18 protein-coding genes are annotated in these 19,028 nt (G+C 67.9%); 9 read left to right on the forward strand and 9 right to left on the reverse strand.

The window, feature by feature from the left end:
• Positions 1-15 precede the first annotated feature (15 nt).
• From A5727_RS10145 to A5727_RS10180, 8 genes are all read left to right on the forward strand, one after another.
• Positions 16-732, forward strand: a complete 717-nt coding sequence (locus A5727_RS10145) for an NUDIX hydrolase (protein ID WP_231992023.1) — start codon at positions 16-18, stop codon at positions 730-732.
• On the forward strand, positions 729-3,062 hold the full coding sequence (locus A5727_RS10150) for a hypothetical protein (RefSeq protein WP_068248500.1): 2,334 nt from the start codon (positions 729-731) through the stop codon (positions 3,060-3,062). The genes A5727_RS10145 and A5727_RS10150 overlap by 4 nt, the downstream gene beginning before the upstream one ends.
• A complete protein-coding gene (locus A5727_RS10155) occupies positions 3,059-6,640 on the forward strand; it encodes a lipid II flippase MurJ (protein ID WP_068248502.1) in 3,582 nt (1,193 codons plus the stop codon). The genes A5727_RS10150 and A5727_RS10155 overlap by 4 nt, the downstream gene beginning before the upstream one ends.
• Before the next feature lie 66 nt (positions 6,641-6,706).
• Positions 6,707-7,282 (forward strand): RNA polymerase sigma factor SigM, encoded by a 576-nt coding sequence (gene sigM, locus A5727_RS10160; RefSeq protein ID WP_068248504.1) that lies wholly within the window; start codon positions 6,707-6,709, stop codon positions 7,280-7,282.
• A 4-nt stretch (positions 7,283-7,286) separates the two neighbouring features.
• Positions 7,287-7,829, forward strand: a complete 543-nt coding sequence (locus A5727_RS10165) for an RsmA family anti-sigma factor (RefSeq protein ID WP_068248506.1) — start codon at positions 7,287-7,289, stop codon at positions 7,827-7,829.
• A 132-nt stretch (positions 7,830-7,961) separates the two neighbouring features.
• Positions 7,962-8,933 (forward strand): thioredoxin-disulfide reductase, encoded by a 972-nt coding sequence (trxB, locus tag A5727_RS10170; RefSeq protein WP_068248508.1) that lies wholly within the window; start codon positions 7,962-7,964, stop codon positions 8,931-8,933.
• Positions 8,930-9,262: a thioredoxin gene (gene trxA, locus A5727_RS10175; protein WP_068248511.1), complete on the forward strand. Its 333-nt coding sequence runs from the start codon at positions 8,930-8,932 to the stop codon at positions 9,260-9,262. The genes trxB and trxA overlap by 4 nt, the downstream gene beginning before the upstream one ends.
• Positions 9,263-9,419: 157 nt before the next feature.
• Entirely contained in the window at positions 9,420-10,631 is a 1,212-nt protein-coding gene (locus tag A5727_RS10180; RefSeq protein WP_068248514.1) for an N-acetylmuramoyl-L-alanine amidase, read from the forward strand.
• Between the two features lie 36 nt (positions 10,632-10,667).
• Here A5727_RS10180 and A5727_RS10185 read toward each other — a convergent pair whose 3' ends face one another.
• The 9 genes from A5727_RS10185 to rpmH all read right to left on the reverse strand — a co-directional run bounded on the left by A5727_RS10185 (position 10,668) and on the right by rpmH (position 16,807).
• Positions 10,668-11,393, reverse strand: a complete 726-nt coding sequence (locus A5727_RS10185) for an acetyltransferase (RefSeq protein ID WP_068248516.1) — start codon at positions 11,391-11,393, stop codon at positions 10,668-10,670.
• A 207-nt stretch (positions 11,394-11,600) separates the two neighbouring features.
• Positions 11,601-12,587 carry a ParB/RepB/Spo0J family partition protein gene (locus A5727_RS10190; RefSeq protein WP_068248518.1) on the reverse strand — a complete coding sequence of 329 codons (987 nt, stop codon included), beginning with the start codon at positions 12,585-12,587 and terminating at the stop codon, positions 11,601-11,603.
• Positions 12,587-13,540 carry a ParA family protein gene (locus tag A5727_RS10195; RefSeq protein WP_068248521.1) on the reverse strand — a complete coding sequence of 318 codons (954 nt, stop codon included), beginning with the start codon at positions 13,538-13,540 and terminating at the stop codon, positions 12,587-12,589. Before A5727_RS10195 ends, A5727_RS10190 begins: the two co-directional genes overlap by 1 nt.
• Entirely contained in the window at positions 13,537-14,238 is a 702-nt protein-coding gene (rsmG, locus tag A5727_RS10200) for a 16S rRNA (guanine(527)-N(7))-methyltransferase RsmG (protein ID WP_068248524.1), read from the reverse strand. The genes A5727_RS10195 and rsmG overlap by 4 nt, the downstream gene beginning before the upstream one ends.
• 66 nt (positions 14,239-14,304) lie before the next feature.
• Complete coding sequence (locus A5727_RS10205) at positions 14,305-14,850, reverse strand: Jag family protein (RefSeq protein ID WP_068248526.1); 546 nt, start codon at positions 14,848-14,850, stop codon at positions 14,305-14,307.
• Positions 14,851-14,898: 48 nt separating this feature from the next.
• Complete coding sequence (gene yidC, locus A5727_RS10210) at positions 14,899-15,981, reverse strand: membrane protein insertase YidC (protein ID WP_068248528.1); 1,083 nt, start codon at positions 15,979-15,981, stop codon at positions 14,899-14,901.
• Positions 15,974-16,291, reverse strand: coding sequence for a membrane protein insertion efficiency factor YidD (gene yidD / locus A5727_RS10215; RefSeq protein ID WP_068248530.1), 318 nt, complete (start codon positions 16,289-16,291; stop codon positions 15,974-15,976). The genes yidC and yidD overlap by 8 nt, the downstream gene beginning before the upstream one ends.
• Positions 16,288-16,644 (reverse strand): ribonuclease P protein component, encoded by a 357-nt coding sequence (rnpA, locus tag A5727_RS10220; protein ID WP_068248532.1) that lies wholly within the window; start codon positions 16,642-16,644, stop codon positions 16,288-16,290. The genes yidD and rnpA overlap by 4 nt, the downstream gene beginning before the upstream one ends.
• A 19-nt stretch (positions 16,645-16,663) precedes the next feature.
• Positions 16,664-16,807, reverse strand: a complete 144-nt coding sequence (gene rpmH / locus A5727_RS26905; protein ID WP_082949722.1) for a 50S ribosomal protein L34 — start codon at positions 16,805-16,807, stop codon at positions 16,664-16,666.
• A 596-nt stretch (positions 16,808-17,403) separates the two neighbouring features.
• Between rpmH and dnaA the strand changes: the two genes are divergently transcribed.
• Positions 17,404-18,894, forward strand: coding sequence for a chromosomal replication initiator protein DnaA (gene dnaA / locus A5727_RS10225; RefSeq protein ID WP_068248533.1), 1,491 nt, complete (start codon positions 17,404-17,406; stop codon positions 18,892-18,894).
• The last annotated feature ends 134 nt before the right edge of the window (positions 18,895-19,028 follow it).

Below are 19,028 nucleotides of genomic sequence, written 5' to 3' on the forward strand. Positions count from 1 at the left end.
CGCCCCTCCCCGGTCGTGCTTGTCGGGGCCGGGGGGGGCGCCCCCCCCCCGGCCGCGCGCCGGCGGCCCCCCCCCCCCGTCCCCAAACCGGAGCGACCCGACCGTCCCGTCGCCAAGGACTCCAGTAAGGGCAACCGCAGGCAGCGGCCCCGACTGCGCACCGTGCACGAGACCTCAGCGGGTGGATTGGTCATCGACGGAATCGACGGCCCCCGGGAAGAGCAGACGGCGGCGCTGATCGGCCGGATCGATCGCCGGGGCCGGATGCTCTGGTCACTCCCCAAGGGGCACATCGAGCAGGGTGAGACCGCCGAGCAGACCGCGATCCGCGAGGTGGCCGAGGAGACCGGCATTCAGGGCACCGTGCTGGCCGCGCTGGGCAGCATCGACTACTGGTTCGTCACCGAGGGCCGGCGTGTGCACAAGACCGTGCATCACTATCTGCTCCGGTTCTCCGGCGGCGAACTGTCCGACGAGGACGTCGAAGTCGCCGAGGTGGCGTGGGTCCCGTTGCAGGAACTGCCGTCCCGGCTCGCCTACGCCGACGAGCGCCGCCTGGCCGAGGTCGCGGGCGAGCTGATCAACAAGCTGCAGACCGACGGCCCGTCGGCGTTGCCTCCGCTGCCGCCGAGCGCGCCGCGCCGCCGCCCCCAAACCCACTCGCGCACCCGCGACCACCGCCCGGACGGTTCTGCGGCCGGCCGAGCGGGCGGTCGCGGACCACAGCAATGACGACGTCCCGGCACCGATCCCACGTGGTGCCACGCTGCGCGACCCTGCTCCTGGTGGTTCTGCTGGCACTCCTGCCGGCCCTTGTGCCCACCGCCGCCGCGGGTGAGCCCGGCGAGACACCGTTCGTCACCGTGCGCATCGACAGCGTCACGCCCGACGTGGTGACCACGGCCAGCCAGCCGACCGTGACCGTCACGGGCACCGTGACCAACGTCGGCGATCGCCCGGTCCGCGACGTCGTCGCCCGCCTCGAGCACGCCCCCGGTGTGGCCGGCTCGTCCGCGTTGCGGACCGAACTGACCGGGTCCACCGACCAGTACCAGGCGGTCGGCGAATTCGTCGCGGTCTCAGGACAACTCAACCGCGGCCAGGAGGCGACCTTCCGCTTCATCTATCCCCTGCGCTCCGCCGACCAGCCCACCCTGGGCATCGGCGCCCCCGGCGTGTACCCCCTGTTGGTCAACGTCAACGGCACCCCGGACTACGGCGCCCCCGCCCGCCTCGACGACGCCCGGTTCCTGCTTCCAGTCCTCGGGCTGCCCCGCGAGGCCGGTGCCGAACCTGCCGTGGCGAACGGCGTCGAGGGGGTCCTGCCGCCGGACATCACCCGGCCCGTGCAGCTGACCATGATCTGGCCGCTGGCCGACCAGCCCCGGCTGGCCCCCGGCGTGCCCGGCGGCACCACTCCCGTGCGCCTCATGGACGACGACCTGGCCACGTCGCTGGCGGAGGGCGGCCGACTCGACACCCTGCTCGGGGCCGCCGAGTTCGCAACGAACCCCGCCGTCGATCCGGAGAACGAGGTCGGGCGTGCGCTGTGCCTCGCGGTCGACCCCGACCTGCTCGTCACCGTAAACGCGATGACCGCCGGTTACACGGTCTCCGACAGTGACGACGGGCTGAGCACCGCGAGCCATCCCGGGACCGGCAGCGAGGCCGCCACCGCGTGGCTGGACCGACTGCGCGCACTCGCGTCGCGGATGTGCGTGATCGCGACGCCCTACGCCCAGGCGGACCTCGACGCGCTGCAGCGCGTCAACGACGCCGGCCTGAGCGGGTTCGCGACGACGGGCGCTGCCGACCTCGTCGACCAGCTGCTCGGGGTGCGCTCGGTGCGCGGGGCGACGCTGCTGGGCGACGAACCGCTGACGGAGAGGGCGACCGAGCTGCTCGACGCTCAGGGGCCCACCGTGGCCCTGGCCCCGGCGCACGACTCCACGCAGGACGGCACCGGCGCCGATCTCGCGGTCCGGCGCGCCTCCCACAACGTCGTGCTCGCGCCGTTCGACCCCGCGGTCGGCGCCGCGCTCGCCGCAGCGGGCTCCGAGCCCGTCGAACCGAACTACCTCGACGCGGCGCTCGAGGTTCCGGTACGTGAGGCATCCAGCACGGCGCGGCGCCAGGACGCGCTGGCCGCGATGCTCTGGCGCAGCCTGCAGCCCGATGCGGACCCGCGGACCCAGTTCCTGATGCCGCCGCTGAAGTGGAATCTCGAGCCCCCCGACGCGCAGGGGATCCTGACGACGCTGGGGACCATGATCCGGTCGGGGTTGGCCGTACCCCGGCCGCTGCCCGATGTCGTGTCGGAGGCCGCGGCATCGACCGCACCGCCCGACCCCGCGGCGGTGTCCAGCACACCGCCTGGCACACAGTTCGACGACGAGGTGACCAGCCGCATCAGCTGGCAGGTCGGTCGACTGTGGGGGCTGACGGCCGCGTTGACCACCAACCCGCAGACCGGGCTGACCGGCGTCCAGTACACCGCTCCGCTGCGCGAGGACATGCTGCGCGCGCTGAGCCAGGCCGAGCGGCCCGCGGTGCGCAACGATCTGGCGGCCGCCCGGGTCGGGGTCGTGAGCGCCACGATCAGCGACCTGTTCGGCGCCGTGACGATCGTCAACCCCGGCGGCTCCTACACGCTGGCCACCGAGCGCAGTCCCCTGCCGCTGGCCCTGCGCAACGACCTCGCGGTGCCGATCCGGGTGCGCCTGTCGGTCGACGCGCCGCCCGGCATGGCGGTGACCGACATCGGTGAACAGGAGCTGCCGCCGGGATATCTGCCGATCCGAGTCCCGATCGAGGTGCACTTCACGCAGCGTGTCGCCGTCGACGTGTCCCTGCAGACACCGGCCGGGCTGCCCCTCGGCGAACCGGTGCGGCTGTCGGTGCACTCCAACGCCTACGGCAAGGTGCTGTTCTTCATCACCCTGGCCGCCGCGGCCGTCCTGGTGACACTCACCGCACGGCGGCTGTGGCATCGTTTCCGCGGTCAACCCGACCGCGCCGACCTCGACCGGCCTGACGACCGGACCGCACCAACCCCATCATGAACGCTCCCCACGACGCCCGCCGCCGACCCGCACCGCGCCCCCGGCAGGGCCCGACCGCGCCGCCGCCGACCGCTCGTCGTCCGGCGGCGCGACCCGAACTGTCCGACTCAGCCGTGGTGTCGCGGTCGTGGGGCATGGCGTTCGCGACCCTGATCAGCCGCATCACCGGCTTCATCCGAATCGTGCTGCTGGCCGCGATTCTGGGCGCAGCGCTGTCGAGTTCGTTCACTGTGGCCAACCAACTGCCCAACCTGGTCGCGGCCCTGGTGCTGGAGGCCACCTTCACGGCGATCTTCGTCCCGGTGCTGGCCCGCGCCGAACTCGACGACCCCGATGGCGGGGCGGCGTTCGTCCGCCGCCTGGTGACGCTGGCGACCACCCTGCTGCTGGTCACGACCGTGCTGTCGGTGCTGGGGGCACCGGTACTGGTGCGCCTGATGCTCGGTGGCGATCCGCAGGTGAACGAGCCGCTGACCACAGCGTTCGCGTATCTGCTTCTGCCGCAGGTGATCTTCTACGGGCTGTCCTCGGTGTTCATGGCGATCTTGAACAATCGCAACGAATTTCGGGCCCCGGCCTGGGCCCCGGTGGTCAACAACGTGGTCGCCATCGCGACCCTGGGCCTCTACGTGGCCGTGCCGGGCGAACTCTCGGTGGACCCCGTCGAGATGGGCAACGCCAAGCTGCTGGTGCTCGGTATCGGCACCACGCTGGGTGTGGTCGCACAGACCGCGGTGCTCTACATCGCGATCCGCCGGGAGCGCATCAGCCTCAGACCCCTGTGGGGGGTGGACGACCGCCTCAAACGTTTCGGGGCGATGGCCGCGGCCATGGTGCTGTACGTCCTGATCAGCCAGATCGGCCTCGTGGTCGGGAACCAGATCGCCAGTACGGCAGCGGCTTCAGGGCCGGCGATCTACAACTACACCTGGCTCGTGCTCATGCTGCCGTTCGGCATGATCGGCGTGACCGTGCTGACCGTCGTGATGCCGCGGCTGAGCCGCAACGCGGCCGCCGACGACACCCCCGCGGTGCTGGCCGACCTGTCGCTGGCCACGCGGCTGACCATGATCACCCTGATTCCGATCGTGGCGTTCATGACCGTCGCCGGACCCGCGATCGGCAGCGCGCTGTTCGCCTACGGCAAGTTCGGTGATGTCGACGCCCACTACCTCGGTGTCTCGATCGCGCTGTCGTCGTTCACGCTGATCCCCTACGCGCTCGTGCTCCTGCAGCTGCGCGTCTTCTACGCCCGAGAACAGCCATGGATCCCCATCGCGATCATCGTCGTGATCACGATCGTCAAGATCGCGGCGTCGCTGTTGGCCCCGCACATGACCGACAACCCCGAACTGGTGGCCGGATTCCTCGGGCTGGCCAACGGGCTGGGCTTCCTGGCCGGCGCGATCGCCGGACACATCCTGCTGCGGCGCGCCCTGCGGCCTCCGCGTGGCCAGCTGCTCGGACTTCCCGTGGTGCGCACCATTCTGGTGACCCTGGCGGCGTCACTGGCCTCGGGCCTGCTCGGACACCTCGCCGACCGGCTGCTTGGCCTCGCGTCGCTGACCGAGGCTGCGGGAGGCGCCGGCTCCCTGCTGCGGCTGGCGGTGCTCGGGGTGCTCATGCTGCCGATTGTGATCGGCGTGATGCTGGCCGCTCGCGTCCCCGAGGCCATCGCGGCCCGCGACGCCGTCCTGCGCCGGCTACGACCAGGTCACGAGGTAGCCGCAACTCATTCCGGCGCGGCCGACCCGCATCCGGCGCCGGGTGCGGTCAAGTACCCTGAGCAGAGGAATTCGGCGGGAACCGGCCAAGAACGGACCGCCGAGCCATCCCCACTGGGGACCCCAGCAACGGTTGCCGGGGTTGGAATCGCAGGAGGAGCGGTGGCAGGCGACACACCTTCGGTCGACCCGACGCCCGACGCCACCACGAAGCTGCCCCGGACCTCCCCCGAGGACTTCCAGCCCGACGCAACGCCGTCGCCGGCCGGCCAGCAGCCCACCGATGTCGTGCCCCCGGCGCGGCCCCGCGGGGACTTCGCGGGTGACCCCAGCCGGGAACCGCTGGCCTTCGACGCCCCCCGCGAGCGGTCCATGGACCCCGCAGCCGACGAGGACGTCTACCTGATCGCCGGGGCCAGCATCGCCGACGGCCGCTATCGCCTGCTGGTGTTCCACGGCGGACCGCCGCACCTGCAGTTCTGGCAGGCCCTCGACACCGCCCTGGACCGCCAGGTCGCGCTGACGTTCGTCGACCCAGAGGGTGCGCTGCCCGACAGTGTGGTGCAGCAGATCCTCTCGCGCACAATGAAACTGAGCCGGATCGAGTCCAACGGTGTGGCGCGGATCCTGGATGTCGCCGACACCGGAGCCGGCGGGTTGATCGTCTCCGAGTGGATTCGCGGCGGATCGCTCGAAGAGGTCGCCGAGACGTCACCCTCACCCATCGGCGGGGCGCGCGCCGTGCAGTCGCTGGCTTCGGCTGCCGAAGCCGCCCATCAGGCCGGCGTCGCACTGTCGCTCGACCACCCCAGTCGCATCCGCGTCAGCGTGGAAGGCGATGTGGTGCTGGCATTTCCGGGGACTCTGCCGGACGCCACGCCCGAGGATGACATCCGCGGGGCTGGCGCGGCGTTGTATGCGCTGCTGGTCGACCGGTGGCCGCTGCCCGTGCGGGGCACCTCCAGCAGCCTCGAACCGGCAGACCTCGACGCCGCGGGTCAGCCCGTCGAACCGCGTTCGATCGACCGCACGATCCCGTTCCAGATTTCGGCGGCCGCCGCGCGGTCGGTGCAGGAGGGCGGCGGGATCCGCACGGCGCCAACACTGTTGAACCTGCTTCAGCAGGCGACCGCGGTCGCTGATCGCACCGAGTTGATCGAGCCCGTCGAGCAGGCCGATGCCCGGCCGGCCGTGGCCGACTCCGACGAGGCGGCGCAGGCGAAGCGGCGGAAGGCCCTGCTGATCGGGGGTGGCGTCGCCGGCGCGATCGTGCTGGTGGCGTTGATCGCGCTGGCATCCCTGTTGGGCCGGATCTTCGGTGACGTCGGCGGCGGCCTCGACGGCGACCAGCTGGGACTCAACCCGCAGACCTCGACGACCGAGGGCACCACCGCCGAAAGTGGCGCGTCCGTGAAACCTCTTCGGGCCACGGTGTTCTCACCCGAGGGTGAGGCCGACGAGCCCGGCAAGGCCGAGCTGGCCATCGACGGTGACCCATCGACGGCGTGGCCGACCGACACCTACTCGGACCCCGCGCCGTTCCCCGGTTTCAAGAATGGCGTCGGCCTGCTGCTGACCCTGCCCGAGCCGATCACGCTCGGCTCGGTGACCGTCGACGTGACCAGCACCGGCACCGCGGTCCAGATTCGGTCATCGTCCACCTCGAGTCCGAGTAGCCTCGAGGACACCACGGCACTGACCGAACCGACCACACTGCAGCGCGGCAAGAACACCATCGAGGTGAACGCCTCGGAGCCCACCTCCAATGTGCTGGTTTGGATTTCGACGCTGGGCACCGTCGACGGCAAGAGCCGCACCGACATCTCCGAGATCACCCTCAACGCCGCTGAGTGACGGCTGTGCACAGGCCACGCCCGCGGTGAAGTGCCGTCGCCACCACAGCGGCCTACCGTCCGGCGCGTGATCACCATCTCAGCCCCCGCACCCCGCAGTGACGCCGAACTCCTCGCCGCCCATGTCGCGGGCGACCGCTTGGCCTTTGCCGAGCTGTACCTGCGTCATGTGGACCGGTTGAGCCGGTTCGCCACGCTGCGCTGCGCCAGTGCCGAAGACGCCGCCGACGCGCTTCAGGAGGCCATGCTCGCCGCCCACCGAGGGGCACCGGTGTTCCGCCATCAGGCCGCCGTCACCAGTTGGCTGTATCGGATCGTCAGCAACGCGTGCATCGACCGTCACCGCAGCAACGCCAGCCAGCCCCGCCCATCGGGCACCGACGAGTGGCGGCACGCCGCCGTGGACAGCCGCGAGCAGGTGGACACCGCCATCGTCGTCAGGGCCGCACTGCTGCGCCTGCCCGCAGCCCAGCGGGCCGCCGTCCTGGCCGTCGACCTCCATGGCCACTCGATTTCGGAGGCCTCGCGCCTGCTCGGCGTCCCAGAGGGCACTGTGAAGAGCCGCCGGTCCCGGGCCAGGGCGGCACTGTCCAGAATGCTCGGGCCCTCGCTGGAGTCCGCGTGCGCCACTGCTGGACACTGATCGGGTGCTGCCTGCGCCACACGAGCCCGAACCGCCCGCCCACCGGGTGACCGGCACTGACCGCGCGCCCGCCCACGCCGGGAGGCCACAGACCCGCGCCAACACCCTGCGGTTGGCCGCGGCCCTCACCGGCGCAACCGCCGCGGTGGCCGCGGTCGGCTTCGGCACCGTGGCGCTTCTGCGGTATCCGCAGGACACGCCGTCGGCACCCACGTCAATGCACCACATCACCGTCACACCCGTCGTCCCGCTCAACGACAGCGAGGTGCTGGCCCTGCTGCGCCAGCCTCCCGACTACGGTGCGCTCGCCGACCCCGGCAGGCGGGCGTCGTGTCTGACCGGCCTCGGCTACCCCGCCGGCACCGTCGCCCTGGGCGCACGACCCGTCGACGTCGACGGCCATCGCGGGGTCGTCCTGGTGCTGCCGGGCGACACCGAGGACACCGTGGCGGCCATCGCGGTGGCCCCGAACTGCAGTGCCGCCGACACCGGCCTGCTCGCGGACCGGACCGTCGCGCGCACCCCACCGACGGGCGCCGCGGGCTGACGGGACGCCACGCCACGCACTCGCGTGCGACGATCGTCGAGGCCCCGCTCACAGTGGGAACACCCCGCCCTACGCTGGTGTTAGAACACGTGCAGCTGCCGGCGTTGTCGGCAGCTTGGTAGAAAGGCCCGCATGACCGACAACCCGACCATCCATGAGGTCATCATCATCGGTTCCGGACCGGCTGGTTACACCGCTGCGGTCTACACGGCACGCGCCCAGCTGGCTCCCCTGGTCTTCGAGGGCACGTCCTTCGGCGGCGCCCTGATGACCACCACCGAGGTCGAGAACTACCCAGGTTTCAAAGACGGCATCACCGGCCCGGAGCTCATGGATCAGATGCGCGAACAGGCCCTGCGGTTCGGCGCTGACCTGCAGATGGAGGACGTCGAGGACGTCTCGCTGGAGGGTCCGGTCAAGACCGTGACCACCGCCGGTGGTGAGACCTATCACGCGCGCGCCGTCATCCTGGCGATGGGCGCCGCCCCGCGCTACCTCGGCGTCCCCGGCGAGCAGGAGCTGCTCGGCCGCGGCGTCAGCTCCTGTGCCACATGTGACGGCTTCTTCTTCAAGGACCAGGACATCGCCGTCATCGGCGGCGGTGACTCGGCCATGGAGGAGGCCACCTTCCTGACCCGTTTCGCGCGCAGTGTCACTCTGGTCCATCGCCGCGACGAGTTCCGCGCCTCCAAGATCATGCTCGAGCGCGCCCGCACCAACGACAAGATCAGATTCCTGACCAACACGCAGGTCGTCGCCGTCGAGGGCACCGACACGGTGTCGGGCCTGCGGGTCCGGGACAGCCTGACCGGTGACGAGTCCACACTGGCCGTGACCGGTGTGTTCGTGGCGATCGGCCACGATCCGCGCTCCGCGCTCGTCCGCGACGTCGTCGACGTCGACTCCGACGGTTACGTCCAGGTCCGGGGCCGGACCACCGCCACCTCTGTCGAGGGTGTGTTCGCCGCCGGCGACCTGGTGGACCGCACCTACCGGCAGGCCATCACCGCCGCGGGCAGCGGCTGTTCGGCCGCGATTGACGCCGAACGTTGGCTTGCCGAGGCCAGCGATGAGAACAGCGATCTGATTGGAGCTCAGCAATGACCGGCAAGGCCACCATCGAAGTCTCCGACGACTCGTTCTCCGATGACGTTCTGAGCAGCAACACCCCTGTGCTGGTGGACTTCTGGGCCACCTGGTGCGGTCCGTGCCGGATGGTCGCACCGGTTCTCGAGGAGATCGCTGCGGAGAAGTCCGGCCAGCTGACGGTCGCCAAACTCGACGTCGACGCGAATCCCAACACCGCTCGCGATTTTCAGGTGGTGTCGATCCCGACGATGATCCTGTTCAAGGACGGCGAACCGGTCAAGCGGATCGTCGGCGCCAAGGGCAAGGCGGCACTGCTTCGCGAACTGTCTGACGTCGTGTCCTGACCGTCGACGCCACCCGACTGGGTGCCGTCCGACGCGCTGCATTGGCCTGGGGTTTTCCTGAATCAGACGACGGTCTGAGAGAATACTCAGCAGTCTGCCCTGCCATGGACGGCGTTCGATGTGATCGCCGACCGCCGCGACCGAAGGGTCATAACCGATGTCGAGTCCCCGCAACGGAGACACGCCAGACGTGCTCCGCCTCGGTGACCGCGGTCTTGCCGTGACCGAGATCCGAGCTGCCTTGGCAGCCTTGGGTTTGATCGACAGCCCCGACGCCGACCTGACGACGGGCAGGCACGTCGCAGTCGACATGTTCGACGCCGAGCTCGACGACGCCGTCCGCGCATTCCAACAGCGCCGGGGCCTGCTCGTCGACGGCATCGTGGGTGAGGCCACCTACCGCTCGATCAAAGAGGCGTCCTACCGTCTCGGCGCGCGAACCCTCAACCACCAGTTCGGCGCCCCGATGTACGGCGACGACGTCGCGACCCTGCAGTCTCGCCTGCAGGATCTCGGTTTCTACACCGGCCTGGTCGACGGATACTTCGGACTGCAGACCCACAACGCTCTGACGTCCTACCAACGCGAGTACGGGCTGTCCGCGGACGGTATCTGTGGCCCGGAGACGCTGCGCTCGCTGTACTTCCTCGGCTCGCGGGTGACCGGCGGTTCTCCGCACGCGATCCGCGAGGAGGAGTTGGTACGCCGGTCCGGACCGAAGCTGTCCGGTAAGCGCATCATCATCGATCCGGGTCTCGGCGGCGCCGACCACGGTCTGATCACCCAGAGCCCTGAGGGCCCTATCAGTGAGTCAGACATCCTGTGGGACTTGGCAAGCAGGCTCGAGGGCCGGATGACGGCGATCGGCATGGAGACTTTCCTGTCCCGGCCCGCCAACCACAGCCCGACCGACGCCCAGCGTGCGGCCACCGCCAACGCCGTGGGTGCGGACCTCATGATCAGCCTGCGCTGCGCCACCCAGGCCAGTCCGGCCGCCAACGGCGTCGCCTCGTTCCACTTCGGCAATTCGCACGGCTCGGTGTCCACCATCGGCCGTAACCTGGCCGATTTCATTCAGCGAGAAGTGGTGGCGCGCACCGGTTTACGGGACTGCCGTACCCACGGTCGGACCTGGGACCTGCTGCGTCTGACCCGAATGCCCACCGTTCAGGTCGACGTCGGCTACATCACCAACCCCCGGGACCGGTCGATGCTGGTGTCCGCACAGACCCGCGACGCCATCGCCGAAGGCGTTCTGGCCGCAGTGAAGCGGCTGTACCTGCTCGGCAAGAACGACCGTCCCACAGGGACTTTCACGTTCGCCGAACTGCTGGCCCACGAACTGTCGGTGGAGCAGGCCGGGCGCTGAACCCATCCGCGCCGCGCTGGATATGCGCGCCGGCGTTCAGCAGCTGCTGGCGGTGACCGCTCCTAGCGGCTGCTGCAGCTGCGCACTGTCCAGGAGGCGTTCGAGGGCGGCCTCGACTTCAGCCTTCCAGCCCAGCCCCTTGTCGAGTTCGAGACGCAGACGTGGGAAGTACCGGTGCGGGGAAACCACGACGAAGCCGACATCCTGAAGGAAGTCCGCGTCGATCATGCACTGGTCGAATGAGCACTCCCCCAGTGCTGCAACCGCGACCCCCTCATCGGGTTCCACCGACCCGTCGAGGAGCTCCCCGGCCTCGGCCGTGCGGCCGAACGCTTCTAGGGCGCGCACGCCGCGACGCATCAGTTCGGCGACCACCTGGGCGATCAGTGTGTGGGGCAAGCCGTCGGACTCGTGCCCCGGTTCGGTACCCATCGACGTCAGCAGCACCGCGTCCGCGCTGACCGGCCCGGTCGGCAGACGCTGCGCCCTGGGGACGGCGTGCGGCGGGGCGTACAGCGCATACCCCACACACTGCGCGTCATCCGGATTCTGCCCGGCAACCGCCGTCGTCGCGACCTGCCCGCACGAACCCCACTCCAACATGACCATCGACAGCCATGCTTCCTTCTCGAACTCGGGATCGGTGAGGTGGTCATCACCGGGCACCGTGTCGGGATCGACCTCCCAGAACACGCACCGCCGGGCGTGCTTGGGCAGCTGCTCGAAGGCTTCGAGCCGAAGCGGCGATATGCGAGCAGACACTAGGGTTTCAGACCTTCCTGCCGTCCAGCGGTGCCCAACGGCATCTCCAGAATAGGAGAGGAACGCCGACGCCGACCAGTTTGGCCTGTAATTGACCAAACAGATTGGCCGCCAACGGCATTCGAGGAGGAGCCGGTCATGCCACCGACACCGGACCAGCTCTGCGTCACAGTGACGTAATTACCCGGTGTCGGTGGATGCGCGTTTTCACTGCTTGTTCTGGTCCATCAACTCGACAATGCGCTGCAGATCGTCGACCGAGCCGAACTCGACCACAATCTTGCCCTTGCGTTTGCCAAGGCTCACCGTGACGCGGGTGTCGAACGCTCCGGACAGCCGCTCAGCAACGTCCTGCAGGCCCGGCATCTGGATCGGCTTACGCCGCGGCGCCGTCGGCGTCGGTCCGTCCGCCCGGTTGGCCAACGTCACCGCCTCCTCCGTCGCACGGACGGACAGGCCCTCGGCGACAATGCGCGCGGCGAGCTCCTCCTGGGCTTCCGGTCCCGCCTCGAGCGCCAGCAGCGCCCGGGCATGACCGGCGGAGAGGACCCCGGCCGCAACCCTGCGCTGCACCGCGATGGGCAGGCGCAGCAGCCGGATCATGTTGGTGATGAGGGGCCGCGACCGTCCGATCCGCGAAGCGAGTTCGTCGTGGGTGACACCGAACTCGTCGAGCAGCTGCTGATAGGCCGACGCCTCTTCCAATGGGTTCAGCTGAACGCGGTGGATGTTCTCCAGCAGCGCGTCCCGAAGCAGATTGTCATCCGCGGTCTCCCGGACGATCGCCGGCACCGCGGTCAGGCCGGCCTGCTGTGCGGCCCGCCAGCGCCGCTCCCCCATCACCAACTGGTACTTGCCGGGCTTTTCAGGCAGCTCTCGAACGACGATGGGCTGCATGAGGCCGAACTCACGGATGGAGTGCACCAGCTCCGCCAGCGCCTCCTCGTCGAAGACCTGGCGCGGCTGACGTGGGTTCGGTTCGACCGAGGCGGGATCAACCTCGCGGTACACCGCACCGATGTCGTCGGTGATCTCCGGCGCGACGGACGGCGGCGGCGTGCCCCCACCCAGCACGACATCAGCTGCCGCCGAACCCATCCGCGGTGTCGATTCGTCGCCCTCCGCGGGTCCGGTCGGAATCAACGACGCCAGACCTCGTCCGAGTCCGCCCTTACGACGTGACGGCTGTGTCATTACTGCTGCCCCTTCCCGATGACTCCGCGCTCGGCGATCTCCCGACTGGCATCCAGATAACTCATCGCCCCGCGTGATCCGGGGTCGTAATCGATGATCGTCATGCTGTATCCGGGAGCCTCAGAGACCTTCACGCTGCGCGGGATCACGGTGCGCAGCACCTTGTCTCCGAAGTAGCGCCGCACCTCCTCGGCAACCTGATCGGCGAGCTTGGTCCGCCCGTCGTACATCGTCAGGAGCACAGTCGTGACGTTGAGCCTCGGGTTCAGATGTGCACGCACCATCTCGATGTTGTTCATCAGCTGCGACACACCTTCCAGCGCGTAGTACTCGCACTGGATCGGGATGAGCACCTCGGGCGCGGCCACCAGCGCGTTGATGGTCAGCAGGCCCAGCGACGGCGGGCAGTCGATGAAGACGTAATCGAAATCCGAGTCTTCGAGTTCAGCCAGCGCATTGCGAAGGCGGTTCTCGCGGGCGACCATGCTGACCAACTCGATCTCAGCGCCGGCCAGGTCGATGGTCGCCGGCACGCAGTACAGAAGCTCGTTGTGGGGACTCTGCCGCAGCGCCGCTCGCAGCGGGATCTCCCCGATCAGCACCTCGTAGGAGGATGGGGTTCCGGACTGCCTCCGCTCGATGCCCAGCGCGGTGCTGGCGTTGCCCTGCGGGTCCAGGTCGATCACGAGGGTCTTGAGCCCCTGCACGGCCAGAGCCGCGGCGAGGTTCACCGCCGTCGTGGTCTTGCCGACGCCACCCTTCTGGTTGGCGATGGTGAACACCCTACGGTGGGTCGGGCGCGGCAGGCGCTGCTTGGTGTGGAGCACCTGGGTGGCACGTTCAGCGGCGGCCCCGATCGGGGTGTCGAACTCACCGAGATCCGGCCATGTTTCACGTGAAACATCGGCACGCTTCGGGCTGACCCGGCTCGGTGGCTGCTGCGGCGTGGTCATCGTCCCCTCCTGCTGGCCGGGCGCTGGGGGCGCCCCGGCTTCGTGTCTGATCGGTGAGCGACGACGACGGTCACCGCCGGATCCAAGTACGTCCCGCCACATCTCATCACCCTCACATCAGTGGCACCCAACGATGCCATCACACGCCGGTGCTCCGCGACTTCACTGTCGGCACGGTCACCCTTCAACGCCAGCATGCGGCCGCCAGGCCGAACCAGGGGCAGACACCACCGGCTCAACTTGTCGAGGGCGGCAACCGCACGGGAGGTCACCACATCGGCTCCACCATGTTCCGCGATCACCGCGCGGTCCTCAGCCCTTCCGCGGATCACGGTCACATTCGTCAGGCCGAGTTCGGACACGACTTCGGTGAGGAAGTTGGCGCGGCGCAGAAGAGGTTCGATCAGTCCGACGCTGAGGTCGGCTCGCGCGATCGCGAGTGGGATTCCTGGAAGGCCGGCTCCGCTGCCCACATCGAGCACGCGTTCATTCGGCTTCACAAGTTCGGCGATCGCCGCGCTGTTGAGGAGGTGCCGGTCCCACACCCGTTCCGATTCACGCGGGCCCAGCAGGCCACGCTCCACACCAGCGGTGCACAGTAGCTGGGCGTAGCGGGCCGCGGTGTCGATGTGGGAGCCGAACACCTCGTGCGCTGCCGAGGGAGGCGCGGTCTCGCCGTCATGTTTCACGTGAAACATCCTCCGGAGGTCCAGCCATCTCGGCAGAACTACATCGTTGTAACTCTGGGGATTCAGGTGCCAAGTTCAGTCGGCGAGCACGACGACGCGTCGGGAGGGCTCCACGCCCTCGCTCTCGCTGTGCACACCGTCAACCGCGGCCACGGCGTCGTGGACGATCTTGCGCTCGAACGGGGTCATCGGCGCCAACTGCTCGCGCTCCCCCGTCTCCAGCACGCGCCGGGCGACCTTGTCCCCGAGGGCGGCCAGCTCGTCACGACGACGCTTGCGCCAGCCCGCGATGTCCAGCATCAGCCGGCTGCGCTCGCCCGTCTTCTGATGGACCGCCAGCCGGGTCAACTCCTGCAGTGCGTCGAGAACCTCGCCCTTGCGACCGACGAGCTTCTCCAGATCGTTGCCGCCGTCGATGCTCACCACTGCGCGGTTGCCCTCGACGTCCAGATCGATGTCGCCGTCGAAGTCCAACAGATCCAACAGTTCCTCGAGGTAATCGCCGGCGATCTCGCCCTCGGCGACCAATCGCTCCTCGAGGTCGTCCAGCTTCTCGTCGGCCTCGACGGCGTCGTTGTTCTGGTCCACGTTCTCAGCGGCGGTGTCGGTGGTGTCAGTCATGTTCTTTCGGTCCCTCTCAGCTCACTGTGGGGCGGTTGACGCGTCGGGTCAGCGTCGACGTTTCTTGGGTTTGGCACCGGGACGCGGTGCGCGATCAGGCGCCTCGGCCTCGGAGGCCGGCTTGGCTCCGTCGTCAGCGGCGGATTCCTCCGCAGCCGCGTCCCCCTCGATGCCGGTGCTGTCGGTCAGTTCAGAGGTGGCCGCGGCGGCCGACGACTTCTTCGGGCGCTTCGGCTTCGCACCGGGTGCCGGTGCGTTGGCCGAGCGACGCTCCAGCGCCTCCTGCTTCTTGGCTTCCTCTTCCTTCTCGATCTTGCCGAACACGTAATGCTGCTGACCGAACGTCCAGATGTTGTTCGCCAACCAGTACATGATGATCGCGAGCGGAAGGAACGGGCCGCCGACGACGACGCCGAGCGGGAAGACATACAACGCGAGCTTGTTCATCAAGGCCGTCTGCGGATTGGCCGCGGCCTCGGGGCTCTGCCGCGCGACCGAGGCACGGCTGTTGAAGTAGGTCGCGACGCCGGCGAGGATCATGATCGGCACACCGACCGCGATCACCGACAGCCGGTTGAACTCCTTGAACGCGTCCAGACCCGTGGTCTGGATCATGGTCGCGCCCAGCGGCGCCCCGAACAGGTGGGCATCCAGGAAGTTTCCGACGTCGGTCGCGCTGAAGAAGTAGTTGCCCGTGGCGCGGTTCTCCGCCACCGACAGATGCACCTGTCCGAACCCGCCCTGGGTCCGGTTGAACGACCGCAGCACATGGAACAGGCCGAGGAACACCGGAATCTGCGCGAGCATCGGGAGACAGCCGAGGATCGGGTTGAACCCGTGCTCGCGCTGCAGCTTCTGCATCTCGAGCGCCATCCGCTGGCGGTCCTTGCCGTACTTCTTCTGCAGGGCCTTGATCTGCGGTTGCAGTTCCTGCATCTGACGCGTGGTCCGGATCTGCCGGACGAACGGCTTGTACAGCAGGATTCGCAGCGTGAACACGAGGAACATCACCGACAGCGCCCACGCGAAGAAGTTGGTCGGTCCTAGGATGAAGGCGAACGCCTTGTACCAGACCCACATGATCGCGGAGACCGGGTAATAGATGATGTCGAGGCTGAACCAATTAAACATGCGACTCGTTCCTGCCGTCGGCTTCGATGGCGTCGGTGTCTGGCGACTCGTGATGTGAGGGGTGCCGCTCGGGTATCGGGTCCCATCCTCCCCGATGCCATGGCCCGCATTTCAGGAGGCGGACCATCGCGAGCCAACCGCCGCGGACGAGCCCGTACTCGGACAATGCCTCCACGGCGTACTGACTGCAGGTCGGCATGAATCGGCAGGTCGGCAACCGCAGGGGCGAGACCATGTGCCGATAGAGCTGGATGGTGTAGATGACGGCTCGAACCGGAGCCCGGCGGATTCCGTCGCGAAGCGTTGTCATCGACGTGCGTTCAGGACTTTGTGGGACCGCTGCAACCCAGCACGCAGTTCCTGTTCCAGCCGAGCGGAAGCGGCGTCGCGACTGCCTGGAAGAGCTCTGATCACCACACGCTCATCGGGCGAGAGATCGTTGAGGACGGCTTTCGCCACATGCCGGAGACGCCGAGCGACGCGATGCCGCTGTACGGCCGATCCCACAGACTTGCTGACGACCAATCCGATGAGGGGTCCGTCGACTCCGTCCGGACTGCGGCGCACATGCACCACCAGATCCGGTTGAGCCGCCCGCACCCCCTCTTTGACCGTCGCACCGAACTCGGTGGACCGGGTCATCCGGTACTGGGCCGGGAGCACCGTCAGCGACTGCCAGAGATCAGGCAGTCAGCGAGCGGCGTCCCTTGGCGCGCCGGTTCGACACAATGGCGCGACCCGCACGGGTCCGCATCCGCAGGCGAAAGCCATGCACACGTGCACGACGCCGATTGTTCGGCTGGAATGTCCGCTTGCCCTTGGCCACGGCTGTCTCTCCTCATTACGTGTGGGTACCGCGTCCGCCTTCAGGGCGCACGCGACACCCGTTGCTAAGTTCGGGTCTCGCTCGTAACCGGCGCGCCCGCCGGGATCCGAATCGGATCGTCGGGTTCGCAGCCGTATCGCCAACGTCCGGGCGACTGTTCGAGGGTACTGACCTGCGTTGCCTGGGTCAAACTTGGTCATCCGGGCTCTGCGGCCGGACACCGCAAGACTTCCAGATCGGCCACGTGATCGGTGTAGTCCAGACCACACAAACCCAGTTCGCGGTAGAGGCGCACAAAAACGTTTACGGCAATGTTGCAGAACGGTTGGCACCCCGAGACAAACCTGTTAGCTTCTGCGAGTGCCGTTCCGCGTGGACGGCCCCGAAACCGTCAAGCGAAACAACCAGGCTCGACAGAACAGAACAGCCTGAGCAGACACCGCCGGTAAACTGCCAACGAGGACAGGCATACTGTCCACATCTGTGGATAACTATGTGGACAGACTGGTCTCGTTCAGATATCCATTGGTTGTGCGCAGCGTCCGAAACAGGGGGATCCGTCTTTGACCGATCATCCCAGTTCCGACTTTGCCTCCATGTGGGCGCAGGTCGTCGCGGAACTCAACGGGGAACTCGACGCCGGATCGCCGCGGACCAATGGTGAGTCCCTCAGCCGGCCGCTGACTCCTCAGCAAAGAGCCTGGCTGAAGCTGGTCAAACCACTCACGATCGTCGAGGGCTTTGCCCTGTTGTCGGTCCCGAGCAGTTTCGTGCAGAACGAGATCGAACGGCACCTGCGCATCCAGATCACCGATGCCCTGAGCCGGCGCCTCGGCCAGCGCGTCGAACTGGGCGTTCGGATCGCACCGCCGTCGACCGACGACGACGAGGACACCACGGATCCGTCCCTCGACGGTGCCCCCGTGTCCTCGCTGAACGTCGACGACGACGAAGACGAGACCGACGAGGACAGCCAGGCGCTGGCCAGCGCCGCCGAATCCTGGCCGTCGCACTTCACCGAACGCCGCGCCTCCGGTGGAAGCACCGCCACACCGAGCACGAGTCTCAATCGGCGCTACACCTTCGAGACCTTCGTCATCGGCGCCTCGAACCGGTTCGCGCACGCGGCCGCGCTGGCGATCGCCGAGGCGCCGGCCCGCGCGTACAACCCACTGTTCATCTGGGGCGAGTCGGGTCTGGGCAAGACCCACCTGCTGCATGCGGCCGGCAACTATGCGCAACGCCTCTTCCCCGGCATGCGCGTGAAGTACGTCTCGACCGAAGAGTTCACCAACGACTTCATCAACTCACTGCGCGACGACCGCAAGGTCGCCTTCAAACGCAGCTACCGCGACATCGATGTGCTCCTGGTTGACGACATCCAGTTCATCGAGGGCAAGGAAGGCATCCAGGAGGAGTTCTTCCACACCTTCAACACGCTGCACAACGCGAACAAGCAGATCGTGATCTCCTCCGACCGGCCCCCCAAACAGTTGGCGACCCTCGAGGATCGCCTGCGCACTCGTTTCGAGTGGGGTCTGATCACCGACGTCCAGCCGCCGGAGTTGGAGACTCGCATCGCGATCCTTCGCAAGAAGGCACAGATGGAACGCCTGGATGTGCCCGATGACGTGCTGGAACTGATCGCCAGCAGCATCGAACGCAACATCCGCGAGCTCGAAGGCGCCCTGATCCGCGTGACGGCGTTCGCGTCGCTCAACAAAGCGCAGATCGACACCGCCCTCGCCGAGATCGTGCTGCGCGACCTGATCGCCGATGCCAGCACCATGCAGATCAGTGCGGCCACCATCATGGCCGCCACCGCCGAGTACTTCGACACCACCGTCGAGGAGCTCCGGGGCCCCGGCAAGACCAGGGCGTTGGCACAGTCTCGGCAGATCGCCATGTATCTGTGCCGCGAGCTGACTGATCTGTCGCTGCCCAAGATCGGGCAGGCATTCGGACGTGACCACACCACCGTCATGTATGCGCAGAAGAAGATCCTCAACGAAATGGCCTACCGCCGAGAGGTCTTCGATCACGTCAAGGAACTCACCACTCGGATCCGTCAGCGCTCCAAGCGCTGACGCCGTCGTCGTTCCTCCTCTGTTTCGTCGCTCCGGACCTCATGCCGGCGCTGTGTGCTGCCGAAAAATCTGAAAAAAACTTCCGTCGCTGGCGCACCATCCGTCACACCAACGCCCTGTGCACACAGCTGTGG

It is taken from the genome of Mycobacterium sp. ACS4331 (assembly GCF_001667265.1).
GTDB lineage: Bacteria > Actinomycetota > Actinomycetes > Mycobacteriales > Mycobacteriaceae > Mycobacterium.